The organism is Planctomycetota bacterium, assembly GCA_016872555.1.
In the GTDB taxonomy this organism is placed as follows: domain Bacteria; phylum Planctomycetota; class Planctomycetia; order Pirellulales; family UBA1268; genus F1-20-MAGs016.
The window spans coordinates 26,420-47,360 of record VGZO01000002.1; the positions used below are offsets into that span (position 1 = coordinate 26,420).

Genomic DNA, 20,941 nt, shown 5'->3' on the forward strand with positions numbered 1-20,941 from the left:
GTTGGCCGGTGCCAGTCAGACCGCGGGTCAGAATTTGCCGGGGGTCAGAACTTGGCGTGTTCCTCGGCGACCAGCTCGAGGTCGCCACCGAGATACTTCACCGTCGCCGACGGCTGGAGGTTGAAGTACACGCGCCCCTCGGTGCGCCACCGGCCACCGTCGAAGAGGAACTCCGCCGTGGCGGCACGGACGTTGGAAACCGCCTCGACCCCTTCCATCCCCCCGCCGGCGATCGCCTCGAAGCTGATGTCGACGGCGACCAGCGCCTTGAGGAGGCCGGTCCGTCGGTCGCGGGCGTAGACCACCGAGTCTTCGAACGACACGTTGGTCCAACGGAGCCCACGCGGCTTGCCAGACGCCGCTGCCTTGTCGATGAACTTGGCTTCGAGCTGCTCGCGCTGCCGATGGAAGTCGCGCTGGGCGCGCGCGAGCCGCTCCGCTTCGCGTGCCAACCGGATCGGGCGGAGGATCATCGCCACCATCAGAGCCGACAGGCCCGCCAGGCCCACGGTCACCACCATCCACAGCGCGGTCACGGTTCGGCCTCCGGCAGACTACGGCCTCGCACACCCTCAAGTGTACGAGGGACCCTCGCAGCGTCAAAAGACGGATCGCCCCGACCATGGTTTCGTTTGCCCGCGACTGCCGTACACTTCCCGGGTTTTCCCGGAGGTGTCGCCGATGCCGCGCCGCAGCCAGACCACTCCCCACCCCACCGGGCGGCTCCTTGGAGCCCACCAGTCGATCGCCGGGGGACATGCCCGGGCGGTCGAGCGGGCGGTCGAAACAGGCTGTACGTGTCTCCAGATCTTCACCGGCAACGTCAACCGGTGGGACAACGCGGCCCTGGCCCCGGAAGCCGTGGCTGCCTTCCGCGCGGCGGTGTCCGCCGCCGGGCTCGGGCTGGTGGTCGCCCACGACTCCTACCTCATCAATCCGGCGGCGGCCGACGACCGGCTCCGCAACCGGTCGATCGACGCCCTCGTCGAAGAGCTGGGCCGTGCCGAGCAGCTCGGGATCCCCTGGGTGGTGATCCATCCCGGCGCCGCCGGCGAGCAGGCCGCGGAGGCGGCCGTCGCCCGGGCGGCCGACGGGATCGTCGCGGCACTCGAGCGCACCGCGGCGGCGGCGTGCGGGATCCTCGTCGAGACGACCGCCGGCCAGGGCACCTGCCTCGGAGCGAGCTTCGCCGAGATCGGCGCGATCCTCGCGCGCGTCGACGACGCCGGCTTGGCGCGGCGGATCGGCGTCTGCCTCGACACCTGCCACGTCTTCGCCGCCGGCTACGCGCTGGCACCGGCGGCGGAGCTGGCGGCGACGCTCGGGGAATTCGACGACCACATCGGCCTCGAACGGCTGGTCGTGATCCACGCCAACGATTCGAAGAAACCGCGCGGCTCACGTGTCGACCGCCATGAGGCGATCGGCGACGGGTGCATCGGCGCCGAAGGATTCCGGTCGCTGCTCGCCGAGCCGCGTTTGGCGCGGATCCCGCTGATCCTCGAGACGCCCAAGGAGGGACCCGACGGCAAGCCCGATCCGGCAGTCGATCGCCGCAACCTCGACGCGCTGCGTGCGCTCGACGGTGGCCCGGCGCCGCGGCGCCGGGCCGCGGGCAGACCGCGCCGCCGCGCGTGAATCACCGCGCCCGGCCGGCCGGCGGCGGTACTTCCGGCGGAATCGAGCGGCCATGAGGATCGGCGACCGAGTCACCGACCTCGGCAGCGAGGATCGCCCGGACGGCACTGCCGATGTGGTGCTCGACCCATTCGGCGGGCGGGTGAAGGTGATCGAGCGGAAGGTCGACGTTGCGGCCGAGCCACGCCTCCCAGAGCCGGTGGGACCGGACGATCGTCTCGGCCCGCGCCCGCCCCGTGGGCGTGAGCCGCCACCCCGTCGCGGTCCATTCGACAGCCCCCTCGGCCGCGAGCCAGCGCGCCACCGGCCAGGCGGCCCAGCCGCGTGGGACGGTGGCCGTGCCCCCCTCCGCCGCCCGCCAGGCGGCGGCGAGGTAATCCTCGCGCGCCACCCGCCAACGCAGCGCCACCGCCCCGAGCGCCCGGGCGAGGAGGCCGTGGTCAGGAGCGACCAGCGCCGCCACGGCGTACACGGCCCCGAGCACGACGGCGATCATTCCGGCAGCACCGGTGTCGAGGCGCCACGCGGCAAGGTAGCCGATCGCGCCGGCCGCCATGCCGATCGCCACCGCCACGGCGGCGACATGGTGGAGCCGGGCGACGAGCAGCTCGGCCGCCGCCGCCGGGGCGACGAGCATCGTGACGACGAGCACGCCCCCGACCGCGTCGAAGCCGGCGACGGTCGTCAATGCCGTGCCGACCAACAGCGCGACCGACAGCCCCGCCACGGGGAGGCCGAGGGCGCGGGCCGCCGCCGGATCGAAGGCCGCCAGGACCTGTTCCTTCCACGTCAGGCACAGCGCCAGACCCACCCCGGCGAACAACAGACATCCGGTGATGAAGCCGCGCGGGATCTCGAGGCCGGCGACCGGCACCGTGTCGAACGCCGACAACTCAAGTTCTCCGTACAGCACGCACGCCGTGTCGAGGTCGACACGTGACGCCGCGACGCTGACGAGGATCACGCCGAGGGCGAACATCGTCGTGAACCCCACGCCGGTCGCGGCATCCTCGCCGACGCCGACCGAGTTCGAGGCGACGGCCGTGGCGATCGAGGCGGTGACGATCGCGGCGGCGACCGCGCCGATCATCGTCAGCCAGCCCCCCGGCCGGCCCCCGGCGAGAACCGCGATCACGATCCCCGGGAGCACCGCATGGGCGATCGCGTCGCCGAGAAGGCTCAGCCGCCGGGCGACCAGCAGCGTGCCGACCAGCGCGCACGGTGCCGCCACCGCCATCGCCGTGGCGATGTTCCAAAGATGGAACGGCTCGGTGCCGGCGACGACCGGGCTCATCGGCGGCGCTCCGCGGCCGCGCGGATCTCGGCGAGCCTGGCGCCGTCGATCACCGCCGCCGGATCGGGGAGGTCGACGGTGAGAAACGCCCGGGCGTCGTCCGGGGCCGTGGCGAGGATCCGCGCCCATGCCTCGCGGCGGCGTGCCAGGTCCGCGGCCCGCGCGGTGCCGGTCGCCGTCAGCGCGAAGCCGCCGGCTCCACGGGCCACCAGCCCATCGGCCAGCGCCCGCCGGAGGGCGTCGTCGGCCCCGGCAGGTGGCCCGTCCCCACGGGCCAGGGACGCGAGCAGATCCCCCTCGTGCCACGCCACCAGCGCGCGCCGCGCGGCGGCCCGCCGTGACCACCATCCCCGGCCGGGTGCCGCCACCGCCGACACCGCGGCGAGTGCGGCCGCCGCCAACACGACGACCGGCCCGGTCGGCAGCCGCGGCACCAGGGCACTGCCGACCACGCCGACGAGCGCCGACAGCGTTCCCAACAGGCCGGCGAGCAGCACCATCGTGCCGACCCGGTCCGTCCACTGCCGCGCGGCCACCGGTGGGATCACCAGCAGCGCCGTCACGAGCACCGCACCCGCCGCGGGCAGGCCGACCACGACCATCACCGCGATCAGTCCGACCAGGCCCAAGTCCACCAGTCCGACAGGCCAGCCGGCCGCCGCGGCAAACGCCTCGTCGAAGGCGACGAGCGTCAACTCCTTGAGGCCCAGCGCCACCAGCGCCGCGGCTCCGAGGGCGCACGAGGCCAGCAGCGCTGCATCGCCCGCGGTGACGCCGGCGGTGTGGCCGAGGAGGAATTGCTCGAGGCCCGCGCTGTCGGGCAGGCCGCGGGCCGTGATCCCGGTGACGAGTGCCACGCCGGCGCCGAACGACACCCCGAGGACCAGCGCCATCGCGGCGTCGTCTCGTGTCCGCGTCCAGCGGCGGATCGCCACCAGCGCTGCCAGAGTCGCCAGCGCCGTGACGAGGCCGCCGACGAGCAGCCAACCGAGGTCGCGCCGCCCGGTGGCGAGGAACGCCGTCGCCACCCCGGCGAGGCTGCCGTGGGCGGCGGCGTCGCCGGCCAGCGCCCGGCGGCGCAGCACGGCAAGCGCGCCCACCATCCCCGCCGCCAACCCCACGGCGGCGACCGCCGCCGCGACGATGAGCGTGTTGTACGGCACCAGCGCGGCGATCACGGTGTCCGTCCCCCGGCGGCGACCGCCCGGGCGAGCTCCTCGAGCACCGCGGGCTGGCCGGCGTAGGTGCGCCGGAGGTTCTCGGTGGTGAGCACGGCGGCGGTCGGTCCGGCGGCGACGACGCGCATGTCGACCAGCGCCACGCCGTCGAACCACCCGGCGGCGCTGCGCAGGTCGTGGTGGACGACGATCACCAGCCGACCGGCGGCGCGAAGCGAATCGAGGACGCCGAAAATCAGTTCTTGTGAGCCGGCGTCGACGCCCGCCATCGGCTCGTCGAGGAGGTAGATCACCGCTTCCTGGGCGAGGGCCCGGGCGAGGAACACGCGCTGCTGCTGACCCCCCGACAGCCGGCCGATCTGCCGCCCCGCCAGATCCGCCAGGCCGACGCGGCGCAGGCACTCCCCTGCCACGTCGCGCTCGCGCCGGCCGGGGCGCCGGAACCATCCGAGCCGGCCGTACGTGCCCATCAACACGACGTCCATGACGTTGACCGGGAATCCCCAGTCGACCGTCTCCCGCTGCGGCACGTAGCCGACGCGGGCCCGTGAATCCGCCAGCGCGGCGCCGTCGAACGTGACCCGGCCGCCGGCCAGCGGCACCAGCCCCAGCGCCGCCTTGAGCAGGGTGCTCTTGCCGGCCCCATTGGGGCCGACGATGCCGTACAGGGCCGGCCCGCGGATCACCAGGTCGACGTGCCACAGCACCGGCCGGCCGGAATAGGCCACCGTGACATCGTGGAACTCGACGACCGGCGCCATGGCCTCGCCCCCGGCGCCGTCCATCAGCGCTCCGCCCCGCCGGCGAGGCCGGCGACGATCGCGGCGACGTTGGCCGACAGTGCCTCCTCGAGCGTCTCGGCGCCGCTGCCCGGGGCGCCGAGCGAATCGGAGAACAACCGGCCCCCGAGCGCCACGGCATGGCCGCGTGCCCGGGCACCCTCGCGCAGCGCCGCGACATTGCGGTCGGAGATACTCGTCTCGACGAACACGGCGGGGATCCGCTTCGTCACCAGCAGCTCGACGAGCCGGTTGATGTCGGCCAGGCCGGCCTCCGCCTCGGTGCTCGTTCCCTGCACACCCACCACCTCGACGTCGTAGGCCCGGCCAAAATAGCGGAACGCATCGTGGGCGGTGACGAGGACACGCCGTTCCCGCGGCACCTCTTCCAACCGGCGCCGGGCCTCGTCGTCGGCCGCGCGGAGCCGCTCGGCTCGGGCACCGGCGCGCTGCCGGTAGCCGGCGGCCGCGGCCGGCTCGATCTCCGCGAGCCGCTCGGCGACGACCCCCGGCGCGAGCGACCACAGGCCGGCGTCGAACCACACGTGCGGATCGGGGATGCCGGCGGCGGCTTCGAGGAGACGTTCGGGGGGAAGCGCCTCGCCGATGCTGACCACGGGCACCCGCCGCGCCAGCCTCCCGAGCAGGTCGGCGAGCTTTCCCTCGAGCCTCAACCCCGAGGCGACGACGACGTCGGCCCGTGCCAGCCGGTCGGCATCACGGGGGGTCGGGCGGTAGCTGTGGGGGTCGATGCCCGGGGCGAGCAGGCAATCGACACTTCCGTCCGGGCCGACGACGCTGCGGGCGACGTCGGCGGCCATCGTCGTCGTCGCCATCACCCGCGGTCCGCCGCCGCGGGCGTGCCCGGTCGAGGCGAGCGCCAGCCCGGCGGCGACCCCCACCAGGGCGGCGACCTTCGGCCACGTTTTCGGACGGTCAAAAATCACTTTTCGAAGCCTCAAAAACGATTCTAGCCGGCCGCGGCGCAGGCACAATTGGCGAGGGCGTCGGCCGGGCGGCACGGTGCAATGGTCCTGACCCCTCCCCGTTCGTTGACCGTCCACGAGGACCGCCGTATCGTCTCGGCAGTGACAGGGAGGTGGGGCATGGCATCGGGCTATTTCAAACGGTTCCGGATGGCGGCGGATCTCCTCCGGCCGCGGTGCCCCGCGTCGCTGCAGACCGGATACCGTTTCGTCCCCTGGAACGAAGCCCTCATCGAGACCCACGCCCGCACCAAGTTCAGGTCGTTTCGCGACGAGATCGACGCCATCGTCTTCCCCTGCCTGGGGGATCTCGACGGGTGCCGGCGGCTGATGCGCGAGATCCGCGAGAAGCCGGGATTCCTGCCGATCGCCACCTGGCTGATCGTCCGTGGTGACGTCCGCGGGGGGCTGCAGTCGCTCGACTGGTGCGGGACGATCCAGGGCGTGATCGACGACAGTGGCTGTGGCTCGATCCAGAACATCGGGATCGTGCCCGGTCACCGCGGGCTCGGCCTCGGCACCGCGCTGATCGAACGCGCGTTGGCGGGATTCCGCGACTGGGGGATCGGCCGCGCGACGCTCGAGGTCACCGCCGACAACGGCGGGGCGGTGCGGCTCTACGAGCGGCTGGGTTTCCGCCGGCAGCGGACCGTGTACAAAGTCGTCGACCACGTCGGCGACCGGTCCGGATTCGCCGCGACGGTTCCACTGGCCGCGGGGCCGGCAGCGGGTGCGTGGTGAGGATCGGTATCCCTTGAAGCAGCAGCTGTTCTCGACGACGCTTGCCAACGGGATCGTGCTCCTCGGCGAGTCGCTGCCGGCGCTGGAATCGGCCGCCGTCGCCTTCCACCTCCCCGCCGGTGCCGTCCACGATGGCGCCGGACGCTGCGGCTTGGCGACGCTGTCCGGCGAGATGATGCTCCGCGGCGCCGGCGACCGCAGCAGCCGCGAAGTGATCGAGTCGCTCGAAGGGGCCGGCGTACAGTGGGCCCATTCGGTGTCGACGAGCCACGCCAGCTTCGCGGGGGCGATGGTCGCACGCCAGCTCGTCGCGGCGCTGCCGATCTACGCCGACATCATCCGCCGACCGCGGCTCCCCGAGGACGAGCTCGATCCGGCCCGCCAGATGGTTCTCCGCAACCTCGCCGGCACCGAGGACGATCCCGCCCACCGGGCGATGTCGGCGCTCCGTCAACTCCACTACCCGGCGCCCTGGGGGATGCCGGCCGAAGGGATCTCCGCCGAGGTCGCCGCCCTGGGGATCGACGAGGTGCGCGACTACGTCGCCCGCCGGGTGATCCCCCGGGGAACGATCATCGCCGTCGCCGGTCGGATCGACTGGCCGCTGGTCGTCGAACGGATGGCGGAACTGTTCGGCGACTGGGCAACTGCCGCCGACGCCCCGCCGGCCAGCGGACCGCGTGGATCGCGGATCCGCCACGTCCATCACGATTCGCAGCAGACCCACATCGCACTCGGCTGGTCGGCGCCCCCGTATGCCGCCGACGCCTCCTACGAGGCGTCGGCGGCCCTGGCGATCCTCGGCGGGGGCTCGAGCTCGCGTCTGTTCACCGAGGTCCGCGAGCGGCGCGGTCTGTGCTACAGCGTCTCAGCCGGGTACCACACCCTCCGCGATCACGCCATGGCGGTGTGCTACTCCGGCGCGAGCACTGCCCGCGCCCAGGAGACGCTCGACGTCATGCTGGCGGAGATCCGGCGGCTTCCGGGCACGCTCGAAAGTGCCGAGCTGGAGCGTGTCAAGGCACGGGCGAAGAGCGCGCTGGTGATGCAGCAGGAGTCGAGCGCCGCCCGCGCCGGCGACATCGCGCGGCGTTGGTACCACCTCCGGGCGATGCGTTCGCTGGCCGAGGAACTGGATCGTTACGACCGGCTCAGCGTCGACTCGATCGAGGCCTGGCTGGCGGACCATCCGCCGGCCGGGCTGACGGTGGTGTCGCTCGGCCGCGAGCCGCTGGAGGTGCCCGATGACATTCAGGCATGAGCGGCTCCCCAACGGCCTGGAGATCGTCGCCGAGGTCACCGACGACGCGCTGTCGACGAGCGTCGGATTCTTCGTCAAGACCGGGGCCCGTGACGAGACCGACGCCACCTGGGGCGTGAGCCACTTCCTCGAGCACATGGTCTTCAAGGGGACGACCGAACTGTCGGCCGACGAGATCAACCGTCGTTTCGATTGGATGGGGGCCAGCGCCAACGCGTTCACCAGCGAAGAAGACACCGTCTACCACGCGGCCGTCCTCCCCGCGCAGCAGCACGAGGCCACCGCCCTGCTGGCGGCGATGATGCGGCCGGCTTTGCGCGCGGAGGACTTCGCCACCGAGAAGCTCGTCATCCTGGAGGAGATCCGGATGTACGACGACCAGCCGCCGTTCGGCGCCGACGAGCGCTGCCGCGCGGCGTTCTTCGCGGAGCACCCGCTGGGGCGCAGCGTTCTCGGGACGGTCGAATCGATCGAGAGCCTCCCCGTCGAGGCGATGCGCGAGTACCACGTCCGCCGTTACGCTCCTGGCAACATCGTGCTGGCGGCGACCGGCGCGGTCGACTTCACGGCGCTGGTGGAGACCGCCCGGCGTTATTGCGGCGAGTGGGAGGCGCTCCCCCCCTCCGCGCGCGACACCTGGCGCGCCGGACGCGGCCCGACCGGTGACGTGCGCGAGACGATCGTCCGGCCGGCCGCAACCCTGGCCTACGGCGTGCGGATGTCGGCCGGTCCGGCCGGCGACGATCCGGAACGATTCGCAGCGAAACTGCTGGCGACGGTCCTCGGCGACGATTCCGGCAGTCGTCTCTACTGGGCTCTCGTCGATCCGGGAACGGCCGAGCAGGCTTCGTGCCACCACCAAGACTTCCGCGACGCCGGGCTGTTCGCGACCCAACTGGCCTGCGAGGCCGGCGACGCGCCCGCCCTTCTCGACGAGGTGACGGGGATCTACGCCGAGGCCGCCCGCAGCGGGATCACCGCCGCCGAGTTGGAACAGGCACGCAACAAACTCGCCGGCCGCGTCGTGCTCGTCGGCGAGCGGCCGCGGCGGAGGCTGTTCAGCGTCGGCCTCGAATGGGCCCGGTCGGGCCGGTACCGGTCGGTGGCCGACGATCTGGCGATCGTCGAGGGGCTGTCGCTCGACGACCTTCACCGGGTGATGGACTCCTGGCCGCTGCACGGGCCCGCGGCGACCGTCCTCGCCGGCCCGTCCGCGATCCCGGAAACGTCCGGGGCAGGCGACCCGCAGGGCGCCGGCGGCGCCGAACCGGTGTAAACTCCTCGGCGGCCCGGCCGGCGGACCGGCCGGGCCCGTTCCCCCCCCGATCGCCCCCTGCCGATCATGACACCGCTCTTCGCGAATCGCTGGTCCGTCGCCCTTCCCCCGATCTGGCTGGTCGCCACCGGAGCACTGGTGGCGACGCTCGTCATCCTCGCGGCCTGGGGGTTGCTGCAGCTGGTCCGCCCGCGGCTCGCCGCGGAGGCCAGGACGAGCCTCGGCGACGGTTTCGCCGGGCCGATGGCCTGGCTGCTGCTGGCGCTGTCGGCCGTGGCGGTGGCGCTGACGCCACTTGTGCCGGTGGCGTCGATCGCCCGCTCGCTCGCTCGATACGCCACCATGAACGCCATCGAGCGGACGGTGTCGATCCCGGCGAACGCCACGCTCGCGCCGGTACCGATCGACATCCGTCCCCAGGAATTGGCGTTCTTCGAAATCGAGGCGCCGGCCCAGCTGCTCGTCCGCACGCAGCAGCCGATCGAGGGCTTCGCCCTGTCGAAGGTTCCGGAGATCGATCTGCAGCCGAACAAAGCGTGGCGCTGGGAGCGCGGTGCGGCCGAGACGACGCCGTTCGTCGGCGCCCGCGCACAGCTCGAGGTGACCAACGCCGGAACCGCGGCGGTGCCGCTGACGATCCGCACCGGGCTCGTGCCCGAGTTCCCCGAGGCGGCGATCCTTCCCTGGACGGTCGTGTCTCTCCTCACCCTGGCGGCCCTGTACTACCTGTTCCGGCTCGTGCCGCGGCGCGTGGCCGCCGTCGCCTCGGCGACCACGAAGGAGGCGATCGGACAGCCGGTGTTCGCCGTCGCGCTGATCCTCGGTGCCGTGCTCCTGCTGGCGTTCATCGTCGTCCCGTACAACACGTTCGGCGAGGACGTGAAGATGCTCAAAGACAGCGGTCTGACGCTGATCAAGGTGCTCGCGCTGTTGGTCGTGGTCTGGACGGCGAGCGTGTCGGTTGCCGAGGAGATCGAGGGGCGGACGGCATTGACCGTACTCTCCAAACCACTGACCCGCGTCCAATTCGTGCTCGGCAAGTTCGCCGGCCTCGTGCTCGTGGCCCTGCTGGTGTTCCTGATCCTCGGCACGATCCTGATGGCGACCACCAGCCTGAAGGTCGTGTACGACGCCCGCGAAGGGTCGAAGCTCGACCCCGTGTGGCGCGACTGTGCCCAGGAGATGATCACCGTGGTGCCCGGGCTGGCGCTGTCGCTGCTGGAGACGATCCTCCTCGGCGCGGTCAGCTTGGCTGTCTCCACGCGGTTGGGGATGGTCCCGAACCTGGTGATCTGCTTCACGGTCTACGCGCTCGGTCACCTCGTGCCGCTGATCGTGCAGTCGAGCGTCGGCAAGCTCCCGATCGTGCGCTTCGTCGGCAAGCTGTTCGCGACGATCCTGCCGGTGCTCGAGCACTTCACGATCGAAGCGGCAGTCGTCGGCGGTGTGCCCGTGCCGTGGAGCTACCTCGGCTGGGCGGCGCTGTACGCCGGGCTGTATTCGGCGGTCGCGTTGCTGATCGCCCTGGTCCTGTTCCAGGACCGCGATCTCGCCTGACGGCCCGCCGGAACCAGCGGGGGGCTCAGCGCTGCAATCCGGCGCGGCCGGTAAGGCCGATGAGTCCCATTCGCTCGAAGGTCGGGCTGGCGAGCCCGCCACCGGAGCGCTGGTCCTCACGGAGCGACTGTGCCACGGCTTTGCCGTCGAGAAACAGGAGCACGCCGCGCCGGAGGCGACGCTCGATCCGGGGACCGACCTCGACGGTCAGCCGCGGCGCCCGGTCCCCCTGGCCGACGGCCGTCTTCAGCTCGAGCGACTGCCTCCCGCGCTCGTGCGAGGCGGCGATCCCGACGGTGCCGAGAACGCGATTGGGTCCCTCGGCCACCATCCACCTGTCGGCCTGCACACCGGCGGCGACATCGATCCCCTGGACCCGGCTGCGGATCTCGGCGACCACCGGCGCGGCGATCGACTCCACCCCCGTGGGACCGCGGACACGCAGGTCGAGCGAGCGCGACGGCACCGTCGGCCTGACGTCGCTGTGCCGCAGGGCGCAGACGATCGATTCCGCCCCCTCGAACTCCTCGAGCCCGAAGCCTTCGAAGAGGATCGGCGTCAGGGCCGGCTTGGCGGGGTGGCCTGGTGCATCGGCTGCACGGAGCGCGCCGACCGCCGCCAGGCTGGAGAGCACGGCCAGTGCGATCGGCGCGACGCTGACGGCTCGGATCATCGGGAGCTCCGGGAAAACGAACGATGGCTCGCCCCCGGACGGTGGAACGGGGGGGTCCGGGCGGCTTCGCCCGGCCAGACAGACCGCTCAGGCGGTGCGCCGCACCGGCCAGCGCGGCACCGGCACGGGCAGCGGCCCGGACCGTTCACGTCGAAACGACGTGGTGTGGAGTACGTCGAGGACGCGGTGGGCGATCTCGACCGCCGCCGCGCCGTCGGCGGCACTCACACGCGGCTCGGTCCGCTCGCGCACCGCAGCGAGGAAGTCGCCCTGCTCCTCGACCAGCGCGTTGGCATCGGCCGCGGCTTCGAATCGCTCGCGCACGATGACCGTGCCGAAGAACGCCTCGCGTGCGGCCGAGCGCTCGGCCGGGGGTACGGCCTCCGCCGACCAGGAGCCGTCGCGGACGCCCGTCGCCGGGAGGAGGCAGTCGGCGGTCCGGGCGTGCATGTCGACCGTGAACATTCCCTCGCTGGTCCACAGCGTCGCCCGGCGCTCGGCCTCGGGGTGGATCCGCGAGGCGACGAGGTCGGCGACCAGACCCGATGCGAACTCGAGCCGCGCACGGACCGCATCCTCGTGACCGCCGGTGGCCGTCAACCCCCGGGCGTCGACCCCGACCAGCCGCCCGGGGCGCAGCGACAGCACCAGGTCGATGTCGTGGATCAGCAGGTCGTGGACCACGCCGACGTCGAGTGACCGATAGCTGAACGGCGCCAGGCGGCGCGTCTCGATCGCGCCGACCGTGCCGAGACGGTCGGCGACGAGATTCCAGGCCGGATTGAAACGCTCGACGTGCCCGACGGCGACGATCCGCCCGAGCCGCCGCGCCGCGGTGACGATCGACCGCGCCGATTCGACGTCGGCCGCCAGTGGCTTCTCGACGAGCAGATCGATCCCCCCGGTCAGCAGCGGCAGGCTGACGGCGGCGTGGAGCGCGGTCGGCGCGGCGACGACGGCCGCCGACACGATGCCGACGAGCTCCCCCGGCTCCGCCAGGGCGCGGCACCCGTGGGCCACGGCGACGCGCTCCCGCGCCGTCGGGTCGGGATCGACGACGGCCACGAGCTCCGCATCGGCACGGGCCGCCAGCAAGCGGGCGTGGATCGTTCCCAGGTGGCCGCACCCGATCACGGCGACGGTCGTCCGACTCATGCGGCCCTCCTCCCTTCGCGTGCCCGGCCGTGGCGCCCCGCCAGCTGCCGGGCGAAGAACTCGAGGACGCCGTCGACTTCCGTGCCGACCAGTTGCCGCGCCCGGAGGCTTTCGCGCGCGGCGTCGAGGCCGACGCAGGCGCGGTACAGGAGCCGATGCGTCTCGACGAGGGCGGCCACCGACTCGGCTGGGAAGCCACCGCGGCGCAGGGCCACGAGGTTGATGCAGCGGGGCCGGGCGGGTGACCCTTCGACGAGCATGTACGGCGGCACGTCGTGGAGCACGCGCGACAGCCCGGCGACGAACGACCAGCCGCCGATCGTCACCCAGTGGTGGACCGCCACGCCCCCCGACAGCGAGGCGTGGGAATGGACGCGGACGTGGCCACCGAGGAGCGTGCCGTTGGCGATGATCACGTGGTCACCGATCCGACAGTCGTGGGCGACGTGGCAGCAGGCCATCAGGTAGTTGTGGCTCCCGACCACGGTCAGCCCTTGCTCCTTCTCCGTGCCACGGTTGATCGTCACCCCTTCGCGGATCACGTTGTCGTCGCCAATCTCGACCCGGGCCGGGCTCCCCCGGTAGCTGACGTCCTGCGGGTCGCCGCCGAGCACCGCGCCGGGGAAGATCCGGTTGCGGGCGCCGATGCGGACGTCGCCCATGATCGTGACGCCGCTCTCGAGAACCGTGCCGGTGCCGATCACCGCCTCGGCGGAGACCACGCACAGCGCCCCGACGCGCACGCCGGGCCCGAGGCGCGCGCCGGCGGCGACGACGGCCGTGGGGTGCACGATCGTCTCGCCCGTGGCGGGCGACGGATCGGCGGCGGGTTGGCTGGGCAGCACCGTCATCGGTCGTACGGAGTCGGAGGAATAAGTCAGGCGGCCGCCGGGGGTGCGACCGTCGCGAGGAGTGTCTCGACGAGCGCCGCGTTGAGGCGGTGGCCGCTGCGATGGGCACGGATGTGGCCGACGATTGGCCGGCCGGCCAGCGCCAGATCCCCGACGGCGTCGAGCACCTTGTGCCGGACGCACTCGTCGGGCCAGCGCAGGGCGTTGTCCACCGGACCGTCGGGGCCGAAGATCACCAGATCACTCGTCGACACCGCGCGGCCGAGCCCCGACGCCTGCAGCCGCCGGGCCTCGTCGATACCGAGGAACGTCCGCGCCCCGGCCAATTCGCGCCGGTAGCTGTCGGACGTGACGAGGATCTCGAGCCGCTGCCGCCCGATCGGGCCCGGGCCGTAGTCGAGCTCGTAGTCGATCGACAGGCCATCGTGGCCATGGCGTGGCGGACCGGCCTCGATCCATCCCGCCTCGGACTCGACACGCACCGGCTCGCCGACCACGAGCGGCGCCACCGTGGCTCCGCTGTCGACACTGCCTGCCTCGTCGAGGGCCGCCACGAACGCGGCCGCCGACCCATCGAGCCCCGGCAGTTCGGCGGCATCGACGATCACACGGCAATTGTCGATGCACAGCGCCGCAAGGGCGCTGAGGACGTGTTCCACCATCTGCACCTCTGCCGGCCCGGCCGCGAGCACGGTCCGCTGGGTGGCCTCGACCCGATGCCCGATCCGGGCGGGGATCACGGCGACGGCACCGAGGTCCGACCGGACGAACACCACGCCCGCGTCCGCCGCGGCGGGCTCGAACGCCACCCGGACCGGAGTCCCCGACCAGTAACCACGCCCCGAGACGGCCACCGATCGGCCGATGGTCCGCTGGGGGCGCGGACGCGACAGGTGCGTCATGGTGGTCGCGGGGCCCTCCGCCGCCGGGAAAGGAACTCAGCGGGGCCGGGCGCCCGTGGCCGGAGCCGCCGCGACCGGTGTCGCATTGAGCATCTTGAGGACGTCAGGGGTGATGTCGATGCCCGCCTCGAGGTACACGATCGGCTTGGTGATTCCGCGGAGGATCGCGTTGCGATCGCTGCCGTCGAGCGGCTCGCCGTCGAAACGGTGGACGATCGCGATCCGGTGCTCGCGGGCGAACTGCTCGACCGCCTTTTCGACCTCGGTGTAGACCTGGAGGTAGACCTTCGCCTCGCGGTCCATGAAGTCCTTCTTCTGCAACTGGGCGTTGACGTTGAAGTCACCCTGGGCCTTGGCGATGTCGGCCTCGAGCTTCTTGTATTCCGGGGTGCCGACGTTGTAGCCCTTGATCTGCTCCATCATGCCGTTGATCCGGTCGCGCTCGGCCTTGAGGAGGTTCTCGGCGGCCATCACCTCGTCCTTCATCCGATCCATCGCCGCCTTGAAGCGGACGTGGTTCTTGAAGACGTAGCCGACGTCGATGACGGCGACGTGGCTGGCGGGGGAGGCCGCCGCCTGCGGCTGCACCGGGGCCACGCCACCGGGAACCTGCGCCGTCGCCACGACCTGCATCGCGCTCGCCGCGGCCAGGAAGCCTGCCAAATGCCACTTCACGGATCGCACTCCTTGCTGGGGTTCGTCGGGCACGACGTCGGGCCGCGGCACCGACGGGCCGTCCTTGGCCCACCGGTCGACGGGGGCGGGATCATGGCAAGGGGCGGAGCGCGAAACAAGGCCAAAAAGGCGGCTCGTTTCGCGCTCGGCGGAGAGGCTGGCCTGCGGCGGACGGGGGCCGCTCCGGGAAGGTCAGCGCGGATCGCCGAGGGTCACCGGGAGGGAGACTTCGGCGCCGTCGCGCTCGACCACCACGGTCACGGTGTCGCCGCCCTTGTACTTCCGCAGCGCGCTGTCGAAGTCGTCGAGGCCGGTCACGGCGCTGTCACCGATGCGGACGACCAGATCGCCCCCCTGGAGGCCCCCCTTGGCGGCGGGCGAATCCTTGGCGACACCGGAGAGCGCGTACCCCTTCGCGGTCCGGCCGAAATCGGGAATGCTGCCGAAATAGGGTCGATCACCGCCGCGTGCGAACGTCCGCGAGGCGACCTCGATATACGCCGGGCGCTCCGCCCCCGTCGCCAGTTCGCGAACCGCGTCGGTCACCATCCGGGCGATCCGCACCATCCCGTCGTAGTTGATCTTCTCGGCGGTATCGGTGGGGCGGTGGTAGTCGCCGTGCGTGCCGCTGAACACGTGGAGCACCGGGATCTTCTTCGCGTAGAAGCTGGCGTGGTCGCTCGGCCCGAATCCCCCCGGGTCCTTGGTGACGGAGAAACCGTGGGCGGCGGTGAGCCGGTCGACGAGGGCGTCGAGGCCGCTGCCCGTGCCGGTGCCGTGGATGATGAGCTTGTCGCCTTCCATCCGCCCCACCATGTCGAGGTTGACCATCGCCACCGTGTCGGCCAGCGCGATCACGGGATTGGCGGCATAGTGCGCGCTGCCGAGGAGACCGCGCTCCTCGCCGCTGAAGGCGACGAACAGCACCCGCCGAGGGAGGCGGCCACCGGCCGCGAGTTGGCGGGCAACCTCGATCAGCAATGCCGTGCCGCTGGCGTTGTCGTCGGCCCCGTGGTGGATCGCCTCCACGCCGGGAGCCGCCGACTCACTGCCGCCGAAGCCGAGATGGTCGTAGTGGGCACCGACGACGACCGTCTCCGTCGGGGCGATCCCCTCGGCGCCGGTCCCCTCGAGGACCGCCAGGACGTTTCGGGCCTGGGTCTCGCGCCGCTCGACGAGAATCTCGCCGCGGATCCGCCAGCCGTCGAGCAGGCCGCTCTGCGGCGTGAGACTCTCGTCGATCGCCTTTTCGGCCGCTGCCAGCCCCGTGCCGCGGACGGCGGTGAGGATCGTGTCGACGGGCTGCCGCTTGATCTGCAGGATCGGGATCGTCCGTCCGTCGCTGCCGTTGCCGGCGCGGTTGAAGCGCATCATCGCGTCGTCGGACGCCGAGGCGTCGTTGCAAAACACGACCGCCCCGACCTCGTGCTCCGAGGCGTTGGCGATCTTGCGTGTCAGGGCCGCGTATTGCGACGCCTGGTTGCCGTTGAACACGCTGTGCGGGTCGTCCTTCTGCGGCTCCTGACGGAGGACGATCACCGCCGCGCCCTTCGCGAACCCCGCCGGCACCGCCGCCGGAGCGGCACCGTCGGCAGCCGGGGGGAGCGGCGCGTAGTCGTCGTATTTCTCCGCCGGGGCGCTGATCCCGTAGCCGGCGAACACCAACGGCAGGTCGAACGCCCCCGAGCCGCCGGCCGCCAGCGGAGTGAAATCGGTGTTCAGTGCCAGGGGGACGACGCGCGGCTGGCCGTCGGGGCCGGGAGGGCCGACCAGCTCGACGTGGTTGCGCTCGTCGGGGCCGGGCTTGGCATCGAGTGTGATCGGGAACTTCTGGAACGGCTCGTCGGCGACGACCCGGGTCTCGAGGCCGATTTCCGCCAATTCGCCCGCCACCCAGATCGCCGCCCGGTCGATGCCACCGGTCCCGGGGCCGCGCCCCTCGCGCTGCGGGCTGGCCAGCCACTCGACCATCGTCCGCAGCCGGTCGCGGGACGGCCCCTCGACCGGGACGGCGACGGCGGCCGGTGCGGCCGGCACCGCGACCGGAAAGCTGTCTTCCGCCACCACGCCGGTGGTCAGGAGCGCCCCGGCGAGGAGCCAGGCTCTGCCACGCACCCCGTGGCCGACGACTCCCCCCACCATCCGACCGTTCACGATGCCGTGCATGGCCAAGACTCCGAGTGCCCGAACGTGCCGGCACGGCCGCGGATCTCCCCGCGTCTGCCGACGACCCTTCCGATTGTAGTCAGGACGGCAGTGCCGCCTCCGCGTCACCTCCCCACGGCCCCCTGCCCCGGTCAACCGGGGAATCACGGACGGGGGAGACACTCGGATATGCTGGAAGAGTGTCCCGGGCCGACCCGGGGAAGCCGGCGCCGGGCCGGATACCCTTCGGCGAATCCTCCGAGGCGAGGCGGTGGCGTCGCTGTTCGTGATCCAAGGGCCCGATCGCGGAGCTCGGTTCCCATTGCCGGGGGCCGCGCCGATCGGAATCGGCCGGGAGACGGGGAATGCCGTGCAGCTCCAGGACGGGGAGGTGTCGCGCCGGCACGCCGAAGTCCGCCCCGCGGGCGCCGGCTACGTCGTCGCCGACCTGAAGAGTTCCAACGGCACGTTCGTCAACGGCCGGCGCGTTGAACGGTCGGAGCTGACCGGCGGCGACCAGATTCAGGTCGGCCGCACGCTGCTGTTGTTCGCGATGGACCGAGACGCGGATTCCGCGCCCGGTATGGTGGACATCGTCGGACCGGCGGGTCCCGACAACGGCTCGCGGATCGTGCGGACGCTCCGCGAAGAGGGCCCCTCGGCCGGCGGTCCGCCACCCGGCGACACCGACGACCGCTGGCTCGCCCGGGCGCGTAGCAACCTCCAGGTGATGTACCGGACGGCCCTCGCCGTCAGCCACACGCTCGACATCGACGAGCTGCTGGCGCGGATCCTGAACCTCGTGTTCGAATGGGTCGAGGCCGACCGGGGCTGCATCATGCTCCTCGATCCGGCGACGGGCGCGCTGCGTCCCACGGCGCGCCGCGACCGCCGGCCGGGAACCACCGGCTCGATGGCCATCAGCCGCACGATCCTCGACTACGTGATCGAGCGCACCGAAGGGGTGCTGACCAGCGACGCCCAGGACGACGAGCGCTTCAGCGGCGGCAACAGCGTGCTCCGGACCGGCGTCCACGAAGCGATCTGCGTGCCGATGCAGGGGCGTTACGGGACCGTCGGCGTGTTGTATGTCGACACCACCGTACCCCTGGCGGAGGTGGCGAAGAGCGGCCCACGGCGCTTCACCGACGAGCACCTCAAGCTGATGGTCGCGATCGGCCATCAGGCGGCGCTCGCCGTCGAGGACACCACCTACTACTCGGCGATGGTCCAGGCCGAGCGCCTCGCCGGCGTCGGGCAGACGATCGCCACCCTCTCGCACCACATCAAGAACATCCTCCAGGGGATCCGCGGCGGGAGTTATCTGGTGGAGACGGGGCTCGAAAACGGCGACGATGCCCTGGTGCGCAAGGGCTGGGAGATCGTCGCCCGCAACCAGGGCAAGATCTCGTCGCTGGTCATGGACATGCTCTCCTACAGCAAGGAGCGCGAGCCCGACGCCGTGCCCGGCGATCTCGTGGCCGTCGTCACCGACGTCGTCGACACGGTCCGTCACCGCGCCACCGACGCGGGAACCGTCCTCGAGTGGCGGCCGCCGGCCGACGTCCCGCGGATGAGCTTCGATCCCGAGGGGATCTCCCGCGCGGTGCTGAACGTCGTCACCAACGCCCTCGACGCGGTCGAGGGGCGGCCCGACGGACGCGTCTCGATCACCGTCGCCGTCGATGCCCGTCAGCAGGCGCGGATCACGGTCCGCGACACCGGCCCCGGCATCCCCGCCGACCAGCTCGACAGGATCTTCACGCTGTTCGTCTCCACGAAGGGCTCACGGGGTACCGGCCTGGGATTGACCGTGAGCCGCAAGATCCTCCGCGAGCACGACGGCGATATCGTCGTCTCGAGCCGTGTCGGCGACGGGGCGGAGTTCGTGCTCACCTTCCCGATGCGCCCCGCCGACGACGGCCACGAGCCGGGTGCCGCTCCGCCGGACATCGGCGCCACCGGCCTCCACACGCCGTCGGCCGGTGGCCCGGCCGCCGATCGCCCCGCCCCGTTCCCCCGTCGGTGACCCCGCCATGCCCGCGCCGGAACCGATCTCGGCGGTGATCATCTGCCGGGACGGCGGTAGTGAACTGCGGGCGGCGCTCGAGAGCGTGGCGTTCTGCAGCGAGCGGCTGGTGCTCGATTCCGGATCGACCGACGGCAGCCCCGAACTGGCCCGTGCCGCCGGCGCACGCGTCGAGCACCAGCCGTTCCTCGGCTACGGTCCCCAGAAGCGCCGCGCGGTCGAGCTCGCCCGCCACGACTGGATCCTGTCGCTCGACGCCGACGAACGGCTCGACGACGGGGCGGCAGCCGCGGTCCGCCTCCTCGCGCTCGACGACCCCACCGCCAGCTATGCCTTCCGCCGGCGGACGTTCGTCGGCCGACGGGAGATCCACCACGGTCCCTGGGGGGGCGAACAGGTGGTGCGGCTCTTCAACCGGCGGACCGGTGAGATCACGGCGCTCGCCGTTCACGAGCGTGTCGTGGCACCCGGCCAGCCGCGGCTCCTCGCCGGGTCGATCCTCCACCACGGCTTTCCGACGGCCGCCGACATCATCCTCCGCGCGGTCCGCTACGCGCACCCGAAAGCCGGGCTGATCCGTGCCGCGGGCGAGCGGCCGCGGGTGTGGGCCCTGCCCTGGCGGGCCGCCGGCGCGTTCGCCAAGGCCTACGTGCTGCAGTCGGGGTGGCGTGACGGTGCGGCGGGATTCGTGATCGCCCTGTCGCGCGTCGTCGATTCGACGCTGCCGCGGGCGCTCCTCCTGCTCGGCGACGACCCCGCGACTCCCGATCAAACCCCGCGCACGGCCGCCAGCAAGGCCGCCATGTCGGCGGGCAGCGGCGCCTCGAACGCCAGCCGCTCGCCGGACGCCGGGTGATCGATCTCGAGGTGGGCGGCATGGAGCGCCTGCCGCGACAGCAGCGGCGGGCCTTCCGGGAGGCCGAGCCACGCCGGGTCGATCGATGCCCGGCCCGAGTAGAGCACGTCGGCGAGCACCGGACAGCCGATCGCGGCGAGGTGGACGCGGATCTGGTGCGTCCGCCCGGTGCGGGGCGAGACGCGCACCAACGCCAGCCGGCCGAAGCGTTCGAGCACCTCGTACCGTGTCTGGGCCGGCCGGCTCGTGGAGTGGTCGGCGCGGACGGCCATCTTCTCGCGCTGGTAGGGGTGGATCCCGATCGGCAGGTCGATCTCGTCGCGGTCGAAGCGCGGCTCCCCGTGGACGATCGCCAGGTAGGTCTTCGCCACCGTTCGGCGCTCGAACTGTTTCGCCAGCCGGTGATGGGCCTGCTCCGTCCGGGCGACGACGATCACGCCGCTGGTGTCGCGGTCGAGGCGGTGGACGATCCCCGGGCGCGTCGGCCCGCCGACGGTCGACAATCCTCCGGCACCGTCGGCGGCGAGATGCCAGCGGAGCGCACCGGCGAGGGTCCCGCGCCAGTTGCCCTTGGCGGGATGGACGACCATCCCCGCCGGCTTGTCGACGGCGGCGATGTCGTCGTCGCGGTGAAGGAACACGAGGGGGATGTCCTCCGCCTCCGGCCCCCGCGGCGGCGGTTCCGGGACGGCGAACGTGACGGTGCTCCCCGCCTTGACCAACTGCGCCGGCCGCGCCGGCACGCCGTCGATGGTCGCCGCGCCGGCGGCGATCGCGCGCGTGATCGCCGAGCGGCTGGTTTCCGGGAGAAGCCGGGCCAGCCAGGCATCGAGCCGCTGTCCGGCGGCGTCGGCCGTCACGGCGAACGAGCGCGGTTCCGAGGCCACGACCTCGGGGCCGTCATGCGCGGCGGCGGCGCCGCTGTCGTCGGAGCGTTCGTCGTCG

19 protein-coding genes are annotated in these 20,941 nt (G+C 72.3%); 7 read left to right on the forward strand and 12 right to left on the reverse strand.

All coding sequences use genetic code 11. From position 1 onward, the window contains the following. Positions 1-44: 44 nt before the first annotated feature. Complete coding sequence (locus tag FJ309_01025) at positions 45-536, reverse strand: hypothetical protein (protein MBM3953200.1); 492 nt, start codon at positions 534-536, stop codon at positions 45-47. 145 nt (positions 537-681) lie between these two features. Between FJ309_01025 and FJ309_01030 the strand changes: the two genes are divergently transcribed. Next, positions 682-1,638 carry a deoxyribonuclease IV gene (locus tag FJ309_01030; GenBank protein MBM3953201.1) on the forward strand — a complete coding sequence of 319 codons (957 nt, stop codon included), beginning with the start codon at positions 682-684 and terminating at the stop codon, positions 1,636-1,638. A 1-nt stretch (position 1,639) separates the two neighbouring features. On the opposite strand, the gene FJ309_01035 is transcribed toward FJ309_01030, so the two are convergent. From FJ309_01035 to FJ309_01050, 4 genes are read right to left on the reverse strand one after another with little or no spacing between them, the layout of a single operon-like run. After that, positions 1,640-3,280 carry a hypothetical protein gene (locus tag FJ309_01035; protein MBM3953202.1) on the reverse strand — a complete coding sequence of 547 codons (1,641 nt, stop codon included), beginning with the start codon at positions 3,278-3,280 and terminating at the stop codon, positions 1,640-1,642. After that, positions 2,929-4,110, reverse strand: coding sequence for a metal ABC transporter permease (locus FJ309_01040; protein MBM3953203.1), 1,182 nt, complete (start codon positions 4,108-4,110; stop codon positions 2,929-2,931). Before FJ309_01040 ends, FJ309_01035 begins: the two co-directional genes overlap by 352 nt. Beyond that, positions 4,107-4,871 carry a metal ABC transporter ATP-binding protein gene (locus FJ309_01045; GenBank protein MBM3953204.1) on the reverse strand — a complete coding sequence of 255 codons (765 nt, stop codon included), beginning with the start codon at positions 4,869-4,871 and terminating at the stop codon, positions 4,107-4,109. The genes FJ309_01040 and FJ309_01045 overlap by 4 nt, the downstream gene beginning before the upstream one ends. A 23-nt stretch (positions 4,872-4,894) precedes the next feature. Next, positions 4,895-5,725: a manganese transporter gene (locus FJ309_01050; protein MBM3953205.1), complete on the reverse strand. Its 831-nt coding sequence runs from the start codon at positions 5,723-5,725 to the stop codon at positions 4,895-4,897. A gap of 270 nt (positions 5,726-5,995) precedes the next feature. Between FJ309_01050 and FJ309_01055 the strand changes: the two genes are divergently transcribed. The 4 genes from FJ309_01055 to FJ309_01070 all read left to right on the forward strand — a co-directional run bounded on the left by FJ309_01055 (position 5,996) and on the right by FJ309_01070 (position 10,710). After that, entirely contained in the window at positions 5,996-6,616 is a 621-nt protein-coding gene (locus FJ309_01055; GenBank protein MBM3953206.1) for a GNAT family N-acetyltransferase, read from the forward strand. Continuing rightward, positions 6,606-7,877 carry an insulinase family protein gene (locus tag FJ309_01060; GenBank protein MBM3953207.1) on the forward strand — a complete coding sequence of 424 codons (1,272 nt, stop codon included), beginning with the start codon at positions 6,606-6,608 and terminating at the stop codon, positions 7,875-7,877. The genes FJ309_01055 and FJ309_01060 overlap by 11 nt, the downstream gene beginning before the upstream one ends. Continuing rightward, on the forward strand, positions 7,861-9,153 hold the full coding sequence (locus FJ309_01065; protein ID MBM3953208.1) for an insulinase family protein: 1,293 nt from the start codon (positions 7,861-7,863) through the stop codon (positions 9,151-9,153). Before FJ309_01060 ends, FJ309_01065 begins: the two co-directional genes overlap by 17 nt. A 66-nt stretch (positions 9,154-9,219) precedes the next feature. Further along, complete coding sequence (locus FJ309_01070; protein MBM3953209.1) at positions 9,220-10,710, forward strand: hypothetical protein; 1,491 nt, start codon at positions 9,220-9,222, stop codon at positions 10,708-10,710. 25 nt (positions 10,711-10,735) lie between these two features. On the opposite strand, the gene FJ309_01075 is transcribed toward FJ309_01070, so the two are convergent. The 6 genes from FJ309_01075 to FJ309_01100 all read right to left on the reverse strand — a co-directional run bounded on the left by FJ309_01075 (position 10,736) and on the right by FJ309_01100 (position 17,132). Continuing rightward, positions 10,736-11,383, reverse strand: a complete 648-nt coding sequence (locus tag FJ309_01075) for a hypothetical protein (protein ID MBM3953210.1) — start codon at positions 11,381-11,383, stop codon at positions 10,736-10,738. A gap of 87 nt (positions 11,384-11,470) precedes the next feature. After that, positions 11,471-12,538, reverse strand: coding sequence for a Gfo/Idh/MocA family oxidoreductase (locus FJ309_01080; protein MBM3953211.1), 1,068 nt, complete (start codon positions 12,536-12,538; stop codon positions 11,471-11,473). Then, on the reverse strand, positions 12,535-13,389 hold the full coding sequence (gene lpxA / locus FJ309_01085) for an acyl-ACP--UDP-N-acetylglucosamine O-acyltransferase (GenBank protein ID MBM3953212.1): 855 nt from the start codon (positions 13,387-13,389) through the stop codon (positions 12,535-12,537). Before lpxA ends, FJ309_01080 begins: the two co-directional genes overlap by 4 nt. 26 nt (positions 13,390-13,415) lie before the next feature. Next, on the reverse strand, positions 13,416-14,291 hold the full coding sequence (gene lpxC / locus FJ309_01090) for a UDP-3-O-[3-hydroxymyristoyl] N-acetylglucosamine deacetylase (GenBank protein MBM3953213.1): 876 nt from the start codon (positions 14,289-14,291) through the stop codon (positions 13,416-13,418). A gap of 36 nt (positions 14,292-14,327) precedes the next feature. Next, entirely contained in the window at positions 14,328-14,966 is a 639-nt protein-coding gene (locus FJ309_01095) for an OmpH family outer membrane protein (protein ID MBM3953214.1), read from the reverse strand. Between the two features lie 192 nt (positions 14,967-15,158). Further along, positions 15,159-17,132: a M28 family peptidase gene (locus tag FJ309_01100; GenBank protein MBM3953215.1), complete on the reverse strand. Its 1,974-nt coding sequence runs from the start codon at positions 17,130-17,132 to the stop codon at positions 15,159-15,161. 250 nt (positions 17,133-17,382) lie between these two features. On the opposite strand from FJ309_01100, the gene FJ309_01105 reads away from it, so the two are divergent. Together FJ309_01105 and FJ309_01110 are read left to right on the forward strand one after the other, a co-directional pair. Then, on the forward strand, positions 17,383-19,140 hold the full coding sequence (locus tag FJ309_01105) for an FHA domain-containing protein (GenBank protein MBM3953216.1): 1,758 nt from the start codon (positions 17,383-17,385) through the stop codon (positions 19,138-19,140). 7 nt (positions 19,141-19,147) lie between these two features. Then, positions 19,148-19,996 carry a glycosyltransferase family 2 protein gene (locus FJ309_01110; protein ID MBM3953217.1) on the forward strand — a complete coding sequence of 283 codons (849 nt, stop codon included), beginning with the start codon at positions 19,148-19,150 and terminating at the stop codon, positions 19,994-19,996. Here FJ309_01110 and FJ309_01115 read toward each other — a convergent pair. Further along, on the reverse strand, positions 19,909-20,883 hold the full coding sequence (locus FJ309_01115; protein ID MBM3953218.1) for an RluA family pseudouridine synthase: 975 nt from the start codon (positions 20,881-20,883) through the stop codon (positions 19,909-19,911). The genes FJ309_01110 and FJ309_01115 overlap by 88 nt on opposite strands. Between the last annotated feature and the right edge of the window lie 58 nt (positions 20,884-20,941).

Excerpts from the sequence above, each read along its gene's own strand:
- FJ309_01035 (MBM3953202.1), bottom strand. The coding sequence starts at position 3,280 with ATGGTGGTCACGGCGGGCCGCCGCGCGGCGCGCGCTGGTGGCGTGGCA.
- FJ309_01100 (MBM3953215.1), bottom strand. The coding sequence starts at position 17,132 with ATGCACGGCATCGTGAACGGTCGGATGGTGGGGGGAGTCGTCGGCCAC.
- FJ309_01050 (MBM3953205.1), bottom strand. The coding sequence starts at position 5,725 with ATGGCGACGACGACGATGGCCGCCGACGTCGCCCGCAGCGTCGTCGGC.
- FJ309_01070 (MBM3953209.1), top strand. The coding sequence starts at position 9,220 with ATGACACCGCTCTTCGCGAATCGCTGGTCCGTCGCCCTTCCCCCGATC.
- lpxC (MBM3953213.1), bottom strand. The coding sequence starts at position 14,291 with ATGACGCACCTGTCGCGTCCGCGCCCCCAGCGGACCATCGGCCGATCG.
- FJ309_01075 (MBM3953210.1), bottom strand. The coding sequence starts at position 11,383 with ATGATCCGAGCCGTCAGCGTCGCGCCGATCGCACTGGCCGTGCTCTCC.
- FJ309_01030 (MBM3953201.1), top strand. The coding sequence starts at position 682 with ATGCCGCGCCGCAGCCAGACCACTCCCCACCCCACCGGGCGGCTCCTT.
- FJ309_01065 (MBM3953208.1), top strand. The coding sequence starts at position 7,861 with ATGACATTCAGGCATGAGCGGCTCCCCAACGGCCTGGAGATCGTCGCC.
- FJ309_01045 (MBM3953204.1), bottom strand. The coding sequence starts at position 4,871 with ATGGCGCCGGTCGTCGAGTTCCACGATGTCACGGTGGCCTATTCCGGC.
- lpxA (MBM3953212.1), bottom strand. The coding sequence starts at position 13,389 with ATGACGGTGCTGCCCAGCCAACCCGCCGCCGATCCGTCGCCCGCCACG.
- FJ309_01055 (MBM3953206.1), top strand. The coding sequence starts at position 5,996 with ATGGCATCGGGCTATTTCAAACGGTTCCGGATGGCGGCGGATCTCCTC.
- FJ309_01080 (MBM3953211.1), bottom strand. The coding sequence starts at position 12,538 with ATGAGTCGGACGACCGTCGCCGTGATCGGGTGCGGCCACCTGGGAACG.
- FJ309_01110 (MBM3953217.1), top strand. The coding sequence starts at position 19,148 with ATGCCCGCGCCGGAACCGATCTCGGCGGTGATCATCTGCCGGGACGGC.